Origin of the sequence: Leptospira interrogans (assembly GCF_900156205.1) — a bacterium.
GTDB lineage: Bacteria > Spirochaetota > Leptospiria > Leptospirales > Leptospiraceae > Leptospira > Leptospira interrogans.
Map to the genome: position 1 here is coordinate 263,432 of NZ_FTNA01000003.1, position 20,265 is coordinate 283,696.

Sequence of the window (20,265 nt, forward strand, 5' to 3'; positions counted from 1 at the left end):
AAAAGAATTTTTTAAAAGATTCCAACGTTTATCAAATTCAGTTTAAGATTTAACTTTTAAAACTACTTTGCCCATAGACGTACCGGATTGAAAGTATTTCAGAGCCTCGTTTAAATTATCAAACTCAAAAGTTTTACCTATAAGAGGAGGAGAAATGTTTAATTTCACAAGAGCGTTTAGATGTTTTGTCAATATTTCTACCTTTTCATAGAGCCAAATCAAATTAAATCCCATCACGGCTTTATTATCTGAAACCATTTTCATTGGATCTAATTTCGGTCTGGAAAAATACTTATAAGCAATTCTTGCCCAATTTACAGAACTACCTTCACCCATCATCTCCGCTGCGCCGTAGACGATCATTCTTCCCATCGGAGCCATAACTTCGTAACTTTCTTGAAAGATTTTTCCACCGATACATTCTAAAACTAAATTTAAATCTGTTCCGGAAAGAGATTCCTGTAGATCGTTTTTAAATCGACTGGAACGAACAATTTGTTTGTCATAACCTTCCTTTTTAAGAAGATCGATTTTAGAAGAAGTTCCTACCGTTCCGATCGTGAACGCACCTAATTTTTTGGCGATTCTGTTTGCAAGAATTCCGACCCCACCAGCCGCACTATGGATCAAAACCGTCTGTCCTTTTTTAAGATCCCCCAAAGCAGCTAACGCGTAATAAGCGGTTAAACCTTGAACAAGAAAACCAGCTCCTTGATCAAAGTTCCACTTGGAAGGAAGTTTAAAAACGTATCTGGAGTCTATATTCAAATGAGAAGAATAACCGCCAAAACGAGTGACTCCCATAATCTTATCTTTCTTTTTTACGTTTTTGACTTTTTTTCCGGTAGAAATTACCACTCCTGAATATTCAAGTCCTGGAATAAAGGCTCCTTGCGGAGTAGCGCTATACAATCCCTGAATTGCAAATAAATCCGCAAAGTTTAATCCAATTGAATGAACTTCGATTTGTACTTCGTTTTCATTCGGCTCGGGAAGAGCTTCCGTTTCTAAACTTATGTTTTCAAGAGATCCTTTTTTTTGGACAAGTGCGATCGTTCTTTGCATGAGAGGAGGTTATAAGAATTTAAGTAAAAAGAGCAAGTAGAATTTTCAGTAACTTCCGTTCAATCGGAATTCGAATAAAGTATACATCATCCCAAAACTTAAAGATTACCGATGAAGAATCACTGCAGAGTTCGCAAAATCCAGATATGACAGTTTCCAACATTGATTATAAACTTCTAAAAGATTATCGTTTATATCTTTCGAGATTTTGAGACAAACCCTTACTACTCGAACACATGAAAAGAATAATAGGATGAACTTATTTCAAAAGTTAGAATATAGGACATCCTTTAAAAACGGCCAACAATTCCAAATTAAACATAAATTCTTGAGCACCTCTGTCTTTTTGCAAAATTACTACTTAATTTTTGGTACCATTTTCGTACATACGAGTAGTAACTCAAAAAATATCTTTATCCGTACACTATATCATTCAGAAAGAATTTCCACAAACCTTAGATTTTCTCACTCTATCCATTCTCATATTGAAGAATCGTGGATTTGATCTAAAACAATAACCTTATTGATTTTAATAAAAATTTCATATTTCATTCAAACAAATTCTTTAAAAACCAAACGACCAAATGTTCAGAAGAAATTAATTAAAAATTTATTATATTAAATCACGTGTAGCTTTCTCAATAAATCATAATAAGATTATATTATAGAAAAATTCGAATTATTTTTCCAAATTTTCCTTCAAAATATTCAGAGCCTGGTTCCAACCAACATCAGAATGTTCATAAGCTGCTGGATTAGGAAAATTCTCTTGGGTTAAAGAAAGAGATGTAAAATTTCCTTCCGGTTTTAATTCAAAAGTGAGAATAGAATAATTTTCAGGAATATTGGCAACTCCTGAAAAACTACTCCAATAATTATATCGAAACATTTTTTCTTTTTCTAATTTGAGAATGGTTCCATGATCCTTATATTCTTTCCCATTCCAAACACCCGTAAAAATAATAGAACTACCCTCTTTCCAATCTGAAATTGCCTGGGTACCGAAAAGATAAAGTTTAATCACTTCCGGATCAATCAGTGCGTTCCAAACTTTTGAAATCGAAGTTTGGATAGAAATATTTTTTTTCATTATCAAATTTTGATTCATATTTGAGTTCACCGAGATAAAATATAATTTGTATTTCTTTTATTTTTTCAAATCAAATTAATAAATCAGGCGTAATTTTAATAATCGTTAAAAATACGTGAAAATTTTTGCTAACAACCCGTTACAATGAAAGGCTTTGACGATGTTATTATTGCAAACTTTCTTTTACTGAACTTCTTAGAATATTAGAATTGTTGAAAAATTAATTCTCTATCGGTTTTCGTTGTATGGAAACGGTCGATTGAAGCGTTTTGTTAATTGTTGCTATGGAATTTTTCAACAACTCTATTTATTTCAATCATACTTCTTTTGATCGGAGCATTTTATACCAAAAAATACAAAGAATGAATTGAAAAACTCGTCTATAAATTTGGCACGTTGTCCAAAATCTTTTTCTTAGAAAAATAATTTCGAAATTATAATCGATTCACCATTTTTTTAAAGTTAAGTTTGTATTTCTAAAACAACCGTAACAACTTTTAAATTCAGATTCAATTCCATATCGAAAGTCCATTTCTTAAAACCCAACCGTCAAAGTAAATTTTTTATTTAAAACTTATAACGTGCTACGGATCTGAGTTCTTACTCTTTGAATATGAATTGACTTTTCCAAAAACAAATTCAAGATTTCTTTTACTCTTTAAGGAGAAGACATTCATGTTTCGAATCATTTCAAAATTCTTCCTCGCCCTTCTAGTATTTGGTTTTATTTCAACCTCTTACGCACAGATCGGTCAAATCAATCCTTCCTCCATTAGCGGTAAATACAAGGTTTCTGGAACCAACCCAAACGGTTCCTCTTACAACGGTAGCGTTACGATCTCTCAATCTAACGGAGAATACCTTTTTACCTGGACGGTTGCTGGTCAAACTTTCACAGGAACCGGAACCCTTGAAGGTACTACTTTGACAGTAGATTGGGGAGAAACAGAACCAGTAATCTATGAAGTAAAAAACGGTGGTAAACTTTTAGAAGGAACTTGGGCCGGAGGAAACGCAACTGAAACCTTAAGAAAATAATAATATAAACTCGCCTTCGTTTTTATTTAGTAAAACAAAAATGTAAAACGTAGGCCGGGTTTGTTTTTCATAAAAATTTTCTTGGTTTGCTTTATTTTTTTAAAAAGATTTCGTTCCAGCCAAACAGGTTAAAATTTTCTTAGAACATAAGTATATTATAAAAATCAAATCTATTCTTTGTTTGTATCCTTAAAAAGTAGATTGTCTTCAAATTCAGAACCTCTATGCGGAAATGCTTGTTCATAAAACAGAGCGGCGAACAATTCAAAATCTTCATCGATTGGTAGAGAATTTTCCTCCCAATATTCGTTTCTCCTTTTGATCAATAGCGAAATTGTTTCATCTTCGAGTGAAAATTCCTCTTCCATTTCGTTTAACTTGCGAATCAACCAGTTAAGATTATAGATCGTATAAGGACCTAAAAATTCTAAAGTAGCGACCGTTGGTTCCCACTTCATCAGAGCTTCTGTATGAAACAAAGGAACTCTTAAATCGTATACGTCTTTTGTTTTTAGAAATTGTTTGTAATTCGCAGAAATCGATTCCAAAAAAGAGAAAGTATTTACATAACTACTTCGAATTAAATTTTCTTTTTCAGGATAACGGAACATCACGTCGAGTACGTCTATAAATTCTTCTTTAGAAATCGCCTCTTGTAAGATTACGTCTTTAGGCTCCGGTTTAGGATCGATCAATTTTATGAATAAATATTTTACTTCGTAAGCAAATCTAGATTCTCTAGGTATATAATATTCAATCCAGATTGGTTCTTTATAATAATCAACGAGTTCTTTTTTGGGAAGATCCGGAGTTACATTCAACGATTTTAATTTTTTAACGTCGTCGGTAATTACTTTTTTTCCTTCTACCCTCGTTCTAGATTTTTTGATCTGCCGTAGTTCCGACTTATTCAATAGTGGTTTAGGCTTAAACGGCTCCATATTATTTATATCGGTCCTGAGGAAATTGAATCTAAATTAAGTCTGAAGATAAACTCAAAGTTTTGACGTTCTAATTAGGATAAAAAGTTAAAATCGAGTCAAAACTACCTTAACATTCTATTTTAACGATCTAAATTCTACTCAGAGTTATATAATAAAATATCTAATATTTTACACTGAAATAGTGTTTTTCAATAAAAATTAAAGATACTCAATTTTATAGAGATCAATAAAGTCTATCCTGGATTTTACTTTAATGTGGGAACTACCACAACTTCAATTATAAGAAATCACTTTAAACTTGTCTTGAAATTTAAAGATTAACCACTGCAAAGTTTGTAAATATCTAAATGTGACGTGGCTTCTGTGGGAACTACTGCATTTTATCAGAATTTATCTCGAAGATACTTTATCCTTGTTTAAAATGCCAAATTGTTTTAAAATATTTTTGAGATCACTTCTAAAAGTTATTATTACCTTTCGAGATTTTGAACAAGTTTTTTGTAAAATTTTAACATACGTCATAAATTGTAAAAGTTCCAACAAACCGTTTCTTTGTTAATTTAACGTGGTTTGTCCAAACTTTATTATACAAAATTTCCCAGGGTTGGTGTGTAAACATTTAGATTGGTTATTATATAGTTATGAACAAATTACGATCCGAGACGTAATAGATACAAAGAACTCCACACAATAGATCATAGATTTTTAAGACAGATTCATTTAAAGATAGAATTCTGAATACTTGAGATTCTAAGTAAATAAAACATCGTTTTCTAAAAAAATCAGAAGAGATACACGATCCAAATTCTCAAAAAAAAGCTAAAAGGATTCATCATTCCAGAATCCGCAAAACGAATTCTACCAGATCGATCCAAAATTACAAAGGAAGGATAAGAATTGACTTTCCATTCCTTCAAAAAAGAAACGTTAGCCGGAATTACTTTGAATTTAAGATCGTTTTCAATTATATATTGATTGAGTTCTTTTAAATTATCTCCTTCCTCTACGCTAATAAAAGAAAATCGTGAACTATCTTCTAAAAGCTGAGAATAGAATTTGATCAAAGGAAGATTGGCAGAACAAACGCCACACCAAGTCGCCCAAAAGTAAACTACAGTTATTTGATTTTTAGAATCGTAGTTTGCTCCTTCGAATGTTTTCATTTCGTTTAAAGAAATCGAAGGTTTTAAATCGAACGGCTTAAAAGACGAAAGTGAAATCGTAATCCCCAGAAACAACAAGACCCAAAATAATACGTTGTAGCTCTTTTTAAAAATACCTTTCATATCTTTTAAATTCGACTCATTTCTAAAATGTTACATCTAATTATTTTTTCAGACGAGCACTGGAACCTTTCAAATAATTTTTTATAAAATCTTCGGATAAAAAATTATCCTACTATTCGAACACATAAAAATATTACCAAAACTTAACAGTCCATTTTACAAAAATGTAGAATTACTCAATAATTGAGTTTAACTCGAGATCGTTGGCTTTTTTGAAAGAGATCCAACATTCTAACTTTAAAACAAGCTCATATAGTATCATTTTCATACATTTACATAGTAAATCATTCAGTATGAGATGTTACTGATCCTTATCAAATTAAGTATCCTAAATTTTTATTACAAAACCCTATTTCAGAGTAAAATACTCGGTATTTTGTTATATGGTTCTGAATAAACTCTAATAAATAACATAAACTCAGTAAAAGATCCGCTTTCTGAAAATTTTTGCTTTACTGTAAAATAAAAATAAATTCGGAAATTCCTATTTTCATTTTAAGAAATGATACATTAACTTTTATGAATAGATTTTTTGAAAAATTAATTTTCTTTTGTTTCTTATCCATCAAAAGTAAATGGATAATGCTGTTTTATTAATGTTAGATATGAAATTTTCAACTCTAATTTAGGAACTATTACTTTTAGAAAAATAAAATGGTTTTTCAGTTTAAAAGTTAATGAAAAGATTTCTAAAATTTTTTGAAAAATGTTCTTTCAAAGTTCAAATCGAATTCCGTTTCCGAAATCGGAATACATAATCGTTATAACTAAAGCAACCCAAATCAATCCAGCAAATAAAACTCCCCAATCGGAAAGAATCGCCTTTGTAGGATTATGCCCCATGTTTTTAATATAGATAATATACAAAGATCTAAAGATGGCATAAACTACAACCGGAATGGTATAAATCAGTCTATCAGTTCCAAGATTTGCAATCGTCGCAGTACTAGTCACATAAAGAACATAACTCATCAGAGTCATTGTAGCTACAATTCCAAGCATCATATCTAAAAAACCGGTGGAATATTCATTCAAAATTTTGCGGTGACCTTTTGCGTTACCTTCTAAAATGATAAGCTCGCCTCTTCTTTTAGAAAATCCCCAAAAGAGAGCCAACATAAAAGTACACAATAAGAGCCAGGAAGAAAATGTAACGTGAATAACAACCGCTCCCGCGATCGCACGAATCACAAATCCGATACTGATACTCATCACATCCAAAATTACCATATGTTTTAAAAATTTACTGTAAAGTACGTTGAACACCAAATAAAAAGCGACTAACGCAAAAAAGGCGGGATACAATAGATATGCCAAGATCAAGGACAAAGGGAGAATGATTCCCGTAATAAAAAGAGCAAAAGAAGGATCTAATTTTCCAGAAGCAAGAGGCCTATGTTTTTTTTCCGGATGTAATGCGTCTTCCTTACGATCTAAATAATCGTTTACGACGTACTGGCAACTTGCCACAAGAGAAAAAAGAAAAAAAGCGGCAACTACTCGCTGCACCGACTCAGGATCGGTCAATTTTTTAGCAAAAATAATGCCCGCAAAAATGATTACATTTTTGATCCATTGATGAATTCGGAGCAATTTCAAATATTGAAAGAGCATACCGGTTACATTCTTTAGAAACCCTCAAATCATCAAGGAAAATCCAAACTTCAAACTTCTTTAAGTCCACCTATCTTACTCAGAATTATATAATAGAGTACCAGCATTTTCACTTAACAGAACTTTGAGGTAAAAATTCATGGTATTTAATTGCAAAGAGATTCAGTAGAATTAAAAAAAATGAGCCGTCACCTTAAGAATCCTAGAATTTTGAACTCTGTCCACAGAGTTTCAGAATGATTCCTAAAAAATAACATTCAAAAATTTCCAAGAATCATTTTAATTTTTATAAAGTAACCAAAAACCCACCGTCCTTCCTAAGCAATAGAATTGTTGAAAAATTAATTCTCTATGGGTTTTCGTTGTATGGAAACGGTCGATTGAAGCGTTTTGTTAATTGTTGCTATGGAATTTTTCAACAACTCTAATATAAAAATGAAAACCATTTATATATTCTTTCGCCTCTAATCTTAAAACTATTTCTTTAATTAAAATTGAAAAGAACTAAAAGCTTGTTCCAAAACCTCAAAGAATTTTATGAGATCATTCTTTAGAAATTTTTAATAAAATGCAGAGAGTTTCTACAAATTAGATCTCATTTGGTAATTTATGAACTTTCGAGCAATTTTTAACCTCGTTAATTTTTCGTAATAGTTCTCCACATTCTTGTGAAGCTGAATCAGGTCGGTGGAAACTCAGTGTCTCACTACGGTCTCTCAGAGTCACTCAATAAACACCTCCCTAAACTCAATGCATCGCTTCTATGGTCGCTCTGCAAGTCAGCGTTTAAGATTTAGTACAAGCTTTAAGTAAATCTTATATTTTACCGTATAACATTCAGTTTGAAGTATTCAAATCATCGCTTCCCATAAAATTAGTGATTGAATTACTACAATCGATAGGACTCAAAATCAAATTTTCATAAAACTTTCTGAAAAGTAATATTCAATAGAATTAGCGGAATCTTTTTCAAGTATATCAATCACAATGGGAGCATGGGTTATAAGGCGTTAGAAAGCGACGAAGGTTTAGATATGATTTATTTTTTAGAAAGCAAATATTCCAATACAAACGAATTCAATTTTTCTAAAATCATCGAAAGTATGAAAGGAGAATTGTTAGGAAGCGATATTGATGAAATCGATTTGTTATACGACAATACTGTAATAGCGCTTTCCGAATTGTATTTCGAATTTAAAGATTACGGAACATTAAATTACAAAGGATTAAAACACATTTAAAATTTTACGGTAGATAAGGAATCTTTGCAATGGACTCATAAACGCCTTCAGAGTACAAAAAACAACGAAAGCCCAATTGAATCCATAAAATTATAATTTAATAATATACTAAACTGATTCATTTTAAACTTTTCAAGTAAACAACTTGCCAGTAGTAAATGCGTAGAAAAAAACTACTTTGAATTTTAGACATCTAACAGATCCTTTAGTTTTACTTTCAATCGTTTGGAAATTTTAAAAATAGAACTAGCCGTAAAATTAGTCCTCCCAGCCTCAATGTCTTGTAACGTTCGAACTGGAATAGCGTAATCTCCTTCATCCATATTTTCTTGGGTAAATCCCTTTTCCTTTCGTAATTTTTGGATATTTCTCCCGGTTTTCTTTAAAAATTCTTCTAATTCCACACACGGTATCTTGCGGCATAGTTGACAAAAAGTAAACGTGATATATCGTGGGTTCGATGTTCTTTAAAGATTCTAATTTTACTAAAAAGAATTTTTTAAAAAATCTTTTCTTAGTTAGAGAACCCGAAATCGAATTTCTAAAATCTTCCGAACAAACAAAAATAAATATATCGAGAAAAATCTCTGAAGAAGAATGGGAATCTTTTTTTAACCGGCTTACAACAGCACGAATTGAAGCAAATCTTACTCAAGCTCAAGTAGCTAAGTCATTAGGAAAGTATCAAAGTTATATTTCAAAAATTGAATCTGGTGAAAAAAAAATTGTTTATGGAAGATTTTGTCAGATTATACAAACTTTATAATAAATCTCCCAAATATTTTTGTTCCGTATTCTCTAAATAAAAACTTAAAAATTACGCATAACATTTCCACAAATCCAATACTATCTTAAACAAAAACAAGGAACCACTATAAAATCTCAAAAAAAATAATCCATTCAATCAAATTCTACGTAAAATCGTTGTTTTGCGACATCCTATAAATTTAAAATTTATTTTATAGAAATTCCCACAATTAGATCTCAAATAGAAAAGCATGTATAACTTTTTGATCTGTTATCGATTTCCACGTCCGATTTTGAAAACATTTTAAGACAAATTAGCCTACTTGGATTTTCAAACCGTCGTCCTTACCTCCAAGATCTCCTAAACCAGAGTGACCGGTAAACGCAATCAAAAGCGTAAAAGTCCCAACTCTTCCCATAAACATCAAAGCAATGTAGAGAAATTTTTCTAGATCGTTTGTGTATGCTGTCATTCCTAAACTTAGACCTACAGTCCCAAATGCAGACATCACTTCAAAAAAGATCGTTTCGATTCCGTGCCTATTCCCATTTGCGAGAGTAATTAAGAACATAAAAACAACCAGAGAAATTGTCGCAAGAAAATAGATCCGAGTAGAGATCGCAACCGAATTTTTAGATACATCTTCTCCCCAAGCCTGAACCCGTGCCTGCGGACGAATTACGTTTTTCAAATATAAGATTAATATAAAGAATGTAGTGATCTTAATACCACCTGCGGCCCCTTGCGGGCCACCTCCGATAAACATCAAGGCGCAAAGAAGAACGTAAGTAGCGCTTTCTATTTCAGTGATGTCGAACGTGTTAAAACCTGCGGTTCTCGAAGAAACGGAAAGAAAAAAAGAATTAAATAACTTTTCTGAAAAAACCATTTTTCCAATCGTCTCAACGTTGTTATATTCTATAAGAAGAATCGCAATTCCTCCAATGTGAATTAGGATTAAAGAACCTAAAACGATAATCGCCATTTGCATTCTATTCGCATCGCCAAATAATTCTTTTCGATATATTTCTAATCGCCCTTCTAATCGAACCGAAGTTGCAATTACAAAAATATACCAGGCAGGAGGATCTTCTCCTAATAGAACCGTTCTTCTCATCATAAAGGTTTCGGTTACAGCTTCCACCTTTCCCATAAACTTTTGAATGATCTCTAAAATTGACTTTTCTATAAATATAATTACCGGAAAACCGATTCCTCCCATGACGATCAAAAACTGAACGATCAATAAACATAAAGGATCTTTAGATAAAAAGCTTAGGTCATCTACAATAGAAAATCCTGCGTTATTAAAAGCGGAAATAGAAGTAAATATACTTAGAAAAAAACGATTCGGAGTTCCTGGAAGACGATCCGTTTCTGGCATACAAAAAAAAAGAAGAGTCGCACCCACCGCTTCGATTGAAAGAGTGATATTAAAAAGTGAGATCAACATTCTTCTTACATAAGAAGCTTCCGCTTCGGTTTTTTTCTTTCCGGGAGAAATCACGGCAGATTGTTGCTCTAATTTTTTGTCTCTCATTCTTTTGGCGAGATGAGCATCGGTCGCTTCATAGACAAGAGAAGCAAGACGAGTACTTCTAGACAAACCTCGAACGACTAAAACTCCAATCAAAACCGTAAACGTAATGATCCCTAAACCTCCAATCTGGATCAAAAACATCATGATCAACTGGGTAGAACGCTGTAACTCTGATAATAAAACAGGAGAAAGTCCAGTGACACAAATCGAAGAAGTGGCGAGATATAAGGAAACCGTATAACTTAGGCGACCCGATTCCGAAATATAAATTCCAAAAGAACCGATCAAAATAGTAATCGTAAAACCAAGACAAAGAGTCCTGGCTACAGATAACAAAAGAAACGCTTTCGCAATTCTATTTACGTTTCGTTTGATAAATTTGAGGGGTTGCATATCGATTTAAGAATCAGCCTCCAACCCGGATTTTAAAAAACCAGAGTCTAATATTAAAAAGACGAACTTTACTTTGGAAAAGCCCCAGTTTGTCGAGACGTCAAAAGATCATCGTTTTGTAAAACCGTCCTCGGGCAAATGAAAAATACAGGAAACCTACTGATTCTTCGATTTAGATTTACAAATTCGCCCTTTTTTGGAATTTGGTAAATTGAGGGACTTTCTCCAAAGCTCCCTACCGGTGTTTTTACCGGAGACATTTTGCAATCTTTTATAAGAGGATGCCATGAGCACTGCCGTAGCCGAATTCAAACCGAGCGAAAAACTTCTAAAAACCAGAAACATTGGAATTTCTGCCCATATCGATTCCGGAAAAACAACCCTTACTGAAAGAATTCTATTTTATACAAATCGAATTCACGCAATTCACGAAGTTCGCGGAAAAGACGGAGTCGGCGCAAAAATGGATAGTATGGACCTCGAAAGAGAAAGAGGGATTACCATTCAGTCCGCTGCTACCTATTGTCAGTGGAAAAATCATACGATCAATATTATCGATACACCGGGTCACGTTGACTTTACTGTAGAAGTAGAACGTTCTCTTCGTGTATTAGATTCCGCAATTTTAGTTCTTTGCGGGGTCGCAGGAGTTCAATCACAGTCGATCACAGTCGATCGTCAGATGAGACGTTATAATGTTCCTCGCGTCGCATTTATTAATAAACTCGATAGAACTGGAGCCAATCCATTCCGAGTAATTGAACAACTTAAAGAAAAACTAAAACACAATGCGGTTCCAGTTCAAATTCCGATCGGTCTTGAAAACGATCTAAAAGGGATTGTAGACCTTGTTACGATGAAAGCATACTACTTCGAAGGCAAGGACGGGATGGACATTCAGGAAAAAGAAATTCCGGATGATCTCAAAGAACTCGCGCAAAAGAAACACGAAGAACTTTTAGACGCGGCTTCTATGTTCTCCGACGAATTGACAGAAGCTCTTCTCGAAGGAACTCCAACCGAAGAGATGATCAAAAAAGCAATTCGCACCGGCACAATCGAACTCAAGATGACCCCTGTTTTTATGGGTTCCGCTTTCAAAAACAAAGGAGTTCAAAAACTTCTGGACGGAGTTTTAGATTATCTGGCAAGCCCTGTAGATGTTAAAAACAAGGCCTTAGATCAAAACAACAACGAAGAAATGATCGTTCTTGAATCCAATTTTGAGAAGCCTTTGGTTTGTCTCGCGTTTAAACTCGAAGACGGACGTTACGGTCAGCTTACATACGTGCGTGTTTATCAGGGAAAACTCGCCAAAGGGATGACTATCTACAATATGTCGAACAACAAGAAACATAACGTAGGTAGACTTTGTAGAATGCACTCGGATGAAATGGAAGACATCGACTCTGCGGAAGCGGGTGATATCATCGCACTTTTCGGGATTGATTGTGCTTCCGGGGATACTTTTACCGATGGAAAACTTAAGGTTTCCATGGAATCTATGTTCGTTCCTGCTCCAGTGATCTCTTTAACAATCGAAGCGAAGGAATCGAAACACCTAAACAATCTTGCAAAAGCGTTAAACCGTTTTACCAAGGAAGATCCAACCTTTCAAACACATGTAGATCAAGAGTCCGGTCAGACCATCATCAAAGGAATGGGAGAACTCCATCTCGAAGTTTATATCGAACGTATGAAAAGAGAGTACGGTGTGGAATTGATCACAGGCGCTCCTCAAGTAGCTTACCGTGAAACGATCACTTCCAAAGCAGATTTCGATTATACTCATAAAAAACAAACCGGTGGTCAAGGTCAGTTCGGTCGTGTCGCAGGTTATATGGAACCGATCCCGCTTGAAGAAACATTAGATTACGATTTCGTAAACAAGGTAGTGGGTGGTGCGATCCCAAGAGAATACATTCAATCGGTAGACAAAGGATTTAAAAGTTGTTTAGAGCGAGGTTCTTTGATCGGGTTTCCTATCATTGGAGTTCGCTGTGTGATCAACGATGGTGCTTATCACGATGTGGACTCTTCCGATATGGCGTTCCAAATTGCCGGTCGTTATGCGTTCCGCCAAGGATTCAACAAGGCAAATCCTCAAATTCTAGAGCCGATTATGAAAGTCGAAGTTGATGGTCCTTCTGAATTCCAAGGAGCAATCCTCGGATCTTTGAACCAAAGACGCGGTATGATTCTGAACACTACTGAAGAAGACGCTTATTGTAAAACCGAGGCGGAAGTTCCTCTTGCAGATATGTTCGGATATTCAACTGTATTACGTTCGTCTACACAGGGTAAGGCGGAGTTTTCGATGGAATTTTCCAGATATGCTCCAGTTCCAAGAAACGTAGCGGAAGAATTGATGAAAAAATACAAGGTCAACAATAAAGACGAAGATTGATCTAATTATTTCAAAGACTTTTTGAAGTGAACTTTTTATAAAAGTTCTTACCCTTATTTTTGTGAAAAAATAAAATTTTTTGAGGCGAATTTCTAAAATGAAAAACCTCAAAAAAATCTAAAATTCTTTCCTTTAAAAAGAGCCGAAAGGCTCTTTTTTATTTAGTGTATTTCTAAAACTGTTTTCCTTTTTTTATTTTCCGAAGTTCTAGCTTCCTGTTTTCGGGTTTTCTGCCGATATAGAAAGAGATGCGTCGTGTTTTTTCAAACTTGGGAATCTGGATGTTTTTTTTCGTTCTTCCTAAGATCTTTGCCGCCGGATCACAGAATCCTTCCATTTACACCGTCCAAAAAGGAGATACCTATTTTTCTCTGGGAAAAAAATTTAAAGTCGATTATCATAAAATTATGGAATGGAACGGCAAAAAAGAAAAAGATTCTCTATTACCTGGAGAAATTTTAAAAATTCAAAAACCTACAAGTACAGAAAACCAAAAGATCGTTTCTAAAAATACAAAATCAAACTTTGTAAAAAGCGAATCTGTAGAATCTTCAAAACCAAATTTTAAATTTCCACTCAAAAATAGAACTCCTATACAAAGTCATTTTACCAAATTGAGTTTTGCCCCTCATAAAGGAATTTTGTTCAAAGCCACAAGACACGCAGAAGTTCGTCCTGCTTCTCCCGGCAAAGTCTTGGTCGTAGATGAAATGGAAGGATATAAAAAATACGTAATATTAGAACATAAGAATGGTTATTCCACCGTATACGCCAATTTAAAAACGGTCTCTGTAAACGAAGGTGAAACCGTAGACCCTTCTAAGATATTAGGTTCTTTAGAGTCCGGCAAAGGGCTCTATTTTCAACTCAACCATGGAAGTTCTGCGATCGATCCGAGTTTACAAATTCGTTAAAAATTAAATATTAAAAATATGGAATACGAACTCGTAAATGCATGCATCGTAACTAAGGATAGATGGATTTCAAACGGAAGCATCGTAATTAAAGACGGTATAATAGCTTCTGTAAACGCAGGCGGACCCCCTGCTGGAAAAAGAATTCGTTTAAATCTAAACGGATTGTATGTCTATCCCGGACTGATCAATGGACACGATCATTTATTGAGTACTTATCTTCCAAGAGTAGCTCCAAGCAAACCTTATCTGAACTGGCTTCCTTGGGACAACGATCTTAAATCTTCTATTGTATTTTCAGAAAGACAACAACTCGATCCGGAACAACTTTATCTTTTAGGTTCTTATAAAAATCTAATTTCGGGGGTTACTTCCGTTCAAGATCATATTCCTCATTTTGTTCAAGATCCCTTTATCGAAACGATGCCCGTAAGAATTTTAAACCGATTTACGCTGTCCCATAGTATCTGTACATATTCCTTAGATTGGGGAGACGGTCCTGAAGAAGAATATGCAAAAGCTCTAAAACAAGATATTCCTTATATAACTTGTATTGCAGAAGGATTTGACTCCGAATCTAGAGATTCTCTTAAAAACTTATATCAACTAGGATGTCTCGGAGAACATACCGTTTTAGTACACGGAATCGTATTATCAGAATCAGATATTACTTTGATTGCTCAAAAAAAGTCTCATTTAGTCTGGTGTCCAGAAGCGAATTTATTTTTATACGAAAGAACAACGGATATTAAAGATGTATTAAAACACGGAGTTAACGTTTGCCTTGGAACGGATTCAAGTATCTGCGGTTCACTGAATCTTTTAGAAGAAATTAAGAATGCACGAAAATTCTATCAAACAGAATACGGAGAAGATCTTTCCCCGAAAACGCTTTTTGAAATGGTTACGTCTAATCCTGCAAAAGCGTTTCGAATTGAAAAACAGCTAGGAAGTATCGAAGTGGGAAAAATTGCAGACCTAACAATCCTTACTCGAAATTTCGAAGATCCATACCTCAATCTTTGCGAGAGTAACCTAAACAGCATCCGTCTCGTTCTACGAGATGGACTTCCTGTCTATGGAGATATAAGTTTAAAATCTTTTTTTGAAGAATCCGGAGTAAGAGTGGAAAAAATTAGTATAGAGAATGCTGAAAAATACTTAGTTGCATCCCCCGGAAAATTGCTCGAATCCCTTGTTGTTTCCCTTGGTTATAAAAAGGATTTGGCTTTTTTTCCCGTACAAAAAGAATTTGATAACTTTGAGTAGGTAAATCCATTTGGCCGGTCCGATCATCAGAAATTATAAAGGCGGATCCATCATTTATTTTGAGAAGGACAAAGCTGAAGATATCTATGTCCTGAGAAATGGGCGTGTCATACTAACGTTTCCAGCTGTAGATACTGGTCAAGAAGTCAAAGAAGACGTTCGAATTGGAGAATTTTTCGGAGTAAAATCCGCACTTGGAAAATATCCAAGAGAAGAAACCGCCCAGGTTCTTGGAAGTGCCACAGTACTCGTTTTCAAACCGAATGAATTTGAGCAATTTGTAGCCGAAAAAACCCATCTCATTTTAAAGATGATGAAAGTTTTTTCCAGCCAACTTAGACAAGTTCATAAAAAACTCAAAGAAATCTTAGGACAATCCGATACTCGTAATCCTGCGTTCGAATTGATGAACGTAGCTGAGGTTTTTTATAAAAATAATAATTTTCCACATGCGATATACGCATTTGAAAAATATCTACAACATTATTCCGGAACAACTTACGCGGGTCGGGCTACAGAACTTTTGGAACTTGCAAAAAGAAACAGCCCCTATCCCTTAAATATGCCTCCCTTAGTTTTTGAAGGAAGCACAAGTAGAGTCACTCCGGAAACGCTTCAGAACATCATGAAACCCGCCGTGGAAAAGTCAGCGATCACGGCAGGAGTAGACAACTCAATCACTTCTCTTTACAATAGAGCGCATACACTTGTAAACGTAGGGAAACACACAGATGCAATGGTGATCTACAAAGACCTACTCAATAGAACCGATTTTAAATTCGATTCGGAAAGAAAGTTAGTAGAAAATTCACTCTTCCAACTTAGTGTATGTTTGTTAAAACAAAACGATTTGGATAGTGCAAATTCCTCTTTTTCTACTTATATCAAAAAATATCCATCTGGAGAATCTATCAAAGAATCGCTATTTCATCTCGCGGAAATTTCGGAACTGCAAGGAGATCGCCAAAGGGCAAGGATGTTATACGGTAAGGTAGCTCTTCTTCCACCTGAAAAAGACAGTATCTCCCAAAAGTCTAAACTGAAGGCTAAGGAGATGAGTACCTAATGGATATGATGCTCGAATCCATGTTTTCTAAATTCGGCCAGACATATGAACCGAATCAGATCATATTTTGTGAAAACGAACCTGGAAATAATTTTTTTCTAATTCAGTCCGGAAAGGTAAAAATCGTTAAAACGGTTCCCAACCCTACAAAAAAAGAAGACTACTTGATTAAGACACTCGATATTCTCGAACAAGGGGACGTTTTCGGAGAAATGGCGATTTTAGAAGAACAACCTAGGTCTGCAACTGCAATTGCAATCTCGGAAGTAAAGGTACTGAATTTCAATCGAGCAAATTTCGAACTCTTGATGACTAAAAATCCTATGTTGGCACTTAAAATTCTCACAATTTTTTCCGTTAGGATTAACGACGCTAAAAGAAGACTTTTGATTCTTTTGATGGATGATATTCAAGGTAAGGTTGCAGACGTTTTTTTAATGTTATACGAAAAGATGCATGCTCATAGCGATTTTAAAGAGATCGTCTTAAACGTTTCTCAACACGATGTAGCAGAATGGTGCGCTCAACCGGTAGGCGAAGTTCAAAAGGTTTTAAATACTCTTTCCAAAAGCGGTAAAATCGAACTTTACGAAGACAAAATTGTTATACACAATATTGCGGACTTCCAGAGAATCGTCGCACAAAAACGGAAACCGAATTCTTAAAAGCTCCCGTAGCTCAGGTGGACAGAGCAGAAGTTTCCTAAACTTTTGGTCGGAGGTTCGAATCCTCTCGGGGGCATTCAATTTAAAAAACCAAATCATTTATTTTTATATTCCAATATTTTAATTCTTTTGAATCATAAAATCTTTTTCATATAAAGGTTAACATGAATTCGTGGAGAAAATCTTGATTTATAAAAAATTCAACGTTGTTTTCTGAACTCAGCGCACTGGTTATTGAACTCACGTGGGGTTAAGGTTTCATTTATCGAATTTTTACATCGTCTAAAAATGTAGATAAACATCTATAAAACTCAATATGATTTGAAGTAAATTTCATTTCGCAATGTAAATTTGTTGTAAGAAATTCGTTTTATAAAACCTAATTTTTCCGTAAAAAATAAAATGTGGGAACTACCACATAAAAGTTCATTATAGAGTTATTGAAAATTAATTCTCGCTTTGTTTTCATTGTATTACGATGGACAATGGAAGCAGTTTTGCTAATCCCTTTTTTCAGAGACTCTAATGCTAAAGAACCTGTTTAAGAGACTTAATTTGTAGGAACTCTTTTCCTAGATTTATATTTTACAGATAAATTCAGAAAATGTGGGAACTCATACAAATTCCAATCACGATAGATAAATATTTAGAAATTCGTAATGTAACTAAATTTGTGGGAACTCCATCAAAAAAGCCATTAATTCCAGATTAAACTCAACTTGTAAAAATCTCTATTTTTGCAAAATTGATATTATGGACCTCTATAAAATTGAGTACCGTTAATTTTTATCGCAAAACACTGTTTCAATGCAAAAAATTAGATATTTTATTAATAGCACTGAATAAAGTTAATGTAACAAGTTCAGAATAAGAAATCCATTTTTCTGAAAGAAGTTGGAATCTGAACTTTGAGTTCTATCTCTAAAATGTGGGAACTACCACAAATTACGACTTTACGAACAAATTCCAGGATTAGGAATTCATACTTTTAGAAAATTCTTTCTTATTTTCTTACTCCGAACTCACATTAAATTTTAGTACCACTTTCATGCGTCGAAGCAGAAATAGACCACAGGTAACAAAATTTTTTGTAAAAAAATAGGAGTTCCTACAATTGACAAGTCCAAGAACAGAACTTAGATTTAAATTTCTAAAAACAAAAAATGTAGGAATTCTTATATTTTACAAAAATCCGAATTGGGTTTGAAAAAATGAAATCCACTGTAACGAAAACTCTTAAACTGGCACTAATAAACAGTCACACCGAATTATAGATGCAACACCCAGATTCAATTCTCACTCTTTTAAAAAAATCGGAAGAATTCTTAAAAAAGAAAGAAATTCCAAGCGCACGTTTAGATGCAGAAATTCTTTTAGCCGATCTACTCAATCTCCAAAGAGTAAAACTTTACGTAAACTTTGAAAGACTTTTAAACGAAACAGAAAAAAACGCATATAGAGAAAGAATTTTAGAAAGATCTAAAAATAAACCCACTGCTTACATCACAAGCCAAAAGGCGTTTTACAATTCTATATTTTTTGTGAACGAAAATGTACTTATACCAAGACCAGAAACGGAAGAACTCGTGGAAAAGGTTTTATCGGATTTTAAAGGAAATATAGGAGAGCAAAATGTATTAGACCTTTGTACCGGAAGCGGTTGTATCGGAATCAGTTTAAAACTTGCTCGGAAAGACTGGAACATTACATTAAGTGACATTTCAAAAGAAGCGTTAGAAGTTGCTGCAAAAAACGCTATTCAAATTTTGGGAGAGGAAAAACACATTCAATTTTTAGAAAGTGATTTGTTTCTTTCAATTCCTAAAGAATCCAAATTTAATCTGATCGTTACCAACCCACCTTATATCCCTATTTCAGATAAAGCAGAAATGATGAAAGATGTAATAGATTATGAGCCCCACCTCGCTTTATTTCTAGAAAATCCGAAAGACTTTTTATCTACTCTGATCGCACAGGCACATGAACGATTGGTCGAAGGTGGAAAACTTTATATGGAGATTTTACCTTCTCTATCCGAAACTATTATTTCGGATTCAATCGCAAAAGGTTGGGAGAATGGAAAAATCGAGAAAGATCTTTCCGGAAAAGAACGGTTTGTAATTTTAACAAGATAAAATCGGCATTTTAAACAAAGACAAAGTATTTTCTAGATAGGTTCTTAGAACTTACCCCGAAATACATAAACGATTATTTTTTAAAAATCTCTTTTACGACTTTATTCAAAATAGAATAAATTATACAATTTAATAGTTTATACTTTAATAACATGAATTCATTGTAAGGAATATGGCATCTCCGAACCGCACTTTCAGCTACAATCAATAAATTACACAAAAGAAACGTAATACGATATTTTGTCTTTAGTTACAATTTATTATAAAACGCGACCCGTCGGAAGCCATAATCAACCCCACACGTTGAATAAGATTTTAGAATCAGAATGAACTCAACAGAACGGGCTTTCTATGGATCGCCGTTCTGGGCTCAAAAAGGCACATTTTTCAAGTGTTCCGACAAGAATGAGTCTTTTTACTTGCAAAAAGTATATTTTTCTGATAGAGAAAAGTTTTCCAAGCCTTTCCACCACCCGCCCAACACCCACCCAAAAATAGGGAAAACTCAGCACAACGCTCTCTCCTATGTTTCTTGTGTCAAGCCCTCCCGTTATTTTTTTTACATAAGACCATATTGAGTTAATTTTCGATTTAATATATTCTCAGGCATAGAATCGAAAAGTTTTCCGGTTCGAATCATTACGTAAAGAACTTCGATCATTTTACGTGAAGTAGCGATGATCGATTTTTTAGCACCTTTTTTAAGGTATAACCTTTGATAGAACTCTTTTACCTTACCACCGTGTTGACAACGAACCAGACTCCAAGCCGCTTGAACAATCACCCTTCGAATTGAATGACAACCTCGATTTATGATTCTTCCGTATCGAACCGTGTCTCCTGAAATGTC

General features: G+C 34.1%; 17 protein-coding genes, 1 tRNA gene and 1 pseudogene. 10 read left to right on the forward strand and 9 right to left on the reverse strand.

Features of this window, described 5'->3' with window-relative positions:
* Positions 1-42: 42 nt before the first annotated feature.
* Positions 43-1,065 (reverse strand): synaptic vesicle VAT-1 family membrane protein, encoded by a 1,023-nt coding sequence (locus tag BW942_RS04235; RefSeq protein ID WP_001189850.1) that lies wholly within the window; start codon positions 1,063-1,065, stop codon positions 43-45.
* A 679-nt stretch (positions 1,066-1,744) separates the two neighbouring features.
* A complete protein-coding gene (locus BW942_RS04240) occupies positions 1,745-2,173 on the reverse strand; it encodes an SRPBCC family protein (RefSeq protein WP_001075144.1) in 429 nt (142 codons plus the stop codon).
* A gap of 657 nt (positions 2,174-2,830) precedes the next feature.
* On the opposite strand from BW942_RS04240, the gene lfb1 reads away from it, so the two are divergent.
* A complete protein-coding gene (lfb1, locus tag BW942_RS04245; RefSeq protein ID WP_000488443.1) occupies positions 2,831-3,193 on the forward strand; it encodes an LIC10280 family protein in 363 nt (120 codons plus the stop codon).
* A gap of 170 nt (positions 3,194-3,363) precedes the next feature.
* Here lfb1 and BW942_RS04250 read toward each other — a convergent pair whose 3' ends face one another.
* The 3 genes from BW942_RS04250 to BW942_RS04265 form a co-directional block, all read right to left on the reverse strand.
* Complete coding sequence (locus tag BW942_RS04250) at positions 3,364-4,134, reverse strand: hypothetical protein (RefSeq protein ID WP_000433142.1); 771 nt, start codon at positions 4,132-4,134, stop codon at positions 3,364-3,366.
* Positions 4,135-4,919: 785 nt separating this feature from the next.
* Entirely contained in the window at positions 4,920-5,423 is a 504-nt protein-coding gene (locus tag BW942_RS04260) for a TlpA family protein disulfide reductase (protein WP_000675947.1), read from the reverse strand.
* 714 nt (positions 5,424-6,137) lie between these two features.
* Positions 6,138-7,037 (reverse strand): decaprenyl-phosphate phosphoribosyltransferase, encoded by a 900-nt coding sequence (locus BW942_RS04265; protein ID WP_000898866.1) that lies wholly within the window; start codon positions 7,035-7,037, stop codon positions 6,138-6,140.
* Positions 7,038-8,032: 995 nt separating this feature from the next.
* Here BW942_RS04265 and BW942_RS04270 point away from each other — a divergent pair.
* Entirely contained in the window at positions 8,033-8,278 is a 246-nt protein-coding gene (locus tag BW942_RS04270; RefSeq protein ID WP_000540701.1) for a hypothetical protein, read from the forward strand.
* Positions 8,279-8,463: 185 nt separating this feature from the next.
* On the opposite strand, the gene BW942_RS04275 is transcribed toward BW942_RS04270, so the two are convergent.
* Positions 8,464-8,682: a helix-turn-helix domain-containing protein gene (locus BW942_RS04275; protein ID WP_000418124.1), complete on the reverse strand. Its 219-nt coding sequence runs from the start codon at positions 8,680-8,682 to the stop codon at positions 8,464-8,466.
* A gap of 56 nt (positions 8,683-8,738) precedes the next feature.
* Between BW942_RS04275 and BW942_RS04280 the strand changes: the two are divergent.
* A pseudogene (locus BW942_RS04280) lies at positions 8,739-9,084 on the forward strand (helix-turn-helix domain-containing protein).
* Positions 9,085-9,339: 255 nt separating this feature from the next.
* Here BW942_RS04280 and BW942_RS04285 read toward each other — a convergent pair.
* The gene (locus BW942_RS04285) at positions 9,340-10,959 is read right to left on the reverse strand and encodes a TrkH family potassium uptake protein (RefSeq protein WP_082279632.1); all 1,620 of its coding nucleotides are present in this window, start codon (positions 10,957-10,959) and stop codon (positions 9,340-9,342) included.
* A 68-nt stretch (positions 10,960-11,027) separates the two neighbouring features.
* Complete coding sequence (locus tag BW942_RS04290) at positions 11,028-11,219, reverse strand: hypothetical protein (RefSeq protein ID WP_000075515.1); 192 nt, start codon at positions 11,217-11,219, stop codon at positions 11,028-11,030.
* A gap of 26 nt (positions 11,220-11,245) precedes the next feature.
* Here BW942_RS04290 and fusA point away from each other — a divergent pair, with 26 nt between their 5' ends.
* The 7 genes from fusA to prmC all read left to right on the forward strand — a co-directional run bounded on the left by fusA (position 11,246) and on the right by prmC (position 19,415).
* Positions 11,246-13,366, forward strand: coding sequence for an elongation factor G (fusA, locus tag BW942_RS04295; protein WP_000102023.1), 2,121 nt, complete (start codon positions 11,246-11,248; stop codon positions 13,364-13,366).
* A 248-nt stretch (positions 13,367-13,614) separates the two neighbouring features.
* The gene (locus BW942_RS04300) at positions 13,615-14,280 is read left to right on the forward strand and encodes an LIC_10271 family cell wall hydrolase (RefSeq protein WP_001255130.1); all 666 of its coding nucleotides are present in this window, start codon (positions 13,615-13,617) and stop codon (positions 14,278-14,280) included.
* A gap of 18 nt (positions 14,281-14,298) precedes the next feature.
* Entirely contained in the window at positions 14,299-15,549 is a 1,251-nt protein-coding gene (locus BW942_RS04305; RefSeq protein ID WP_000455556.1) for an amidohydrolase family protein, read from the forward strand.
* Between the two features lie 10 nt (positions 15,550-15,559).
* Entirely contained in the window at positions 15,560-16,615 is a 1,056-nt protein-coding gene (locus BW942_RS04310; RefSeq protein WP_000918546.1) for a cyclic nucleotide-binding domain-containing protein, read from the forward strand.
* Entirely contained in the window at positions 16,615-17,280 is a 666-nt protein-coding gene (locus BW942_RS04315; protein ID WP_000367409.1) for a Crp/Fnr family transcriptional regulator, read from the forward strand. Before BW942_RS04310 ends, BW942_RS04315 begins: the two co-directional genes overlap by 1 nt.
* Positions 17,281-17,282: 2 nt before the next feature.
* Positions 17,283-17,356 (forward strand) — tRNA-Arg (locus tag BW942_RS04320).
* A 1,198-nt stretch (positions 17,357-18,554) separates the two neighbouring features.
* Complete coding sequence (prmC, locus tag BW942_RS04325) at positions 18,555-19,415, forward strand: peptide chain release factor N(5)-glutamine methyltransferase (protein ID WP_001164600.1); 861 nt, start codon at positions 18,555-18,557, stop codon at positions 19,413-19,415.
* 559 nt (positions 19,416-19,974) lie between these two features.
* On the opposite strand, the gene BW942_RS04330 is transcribed toward prmC, so the two are convergent.
* A partial coding sequence (locus BW942_RS04330; RefSeq protein ID WP_000001539.1) for a transposase occupies positions 19,975-20,265 on the reverse strand: 291 nt, incomplete at its 5' end.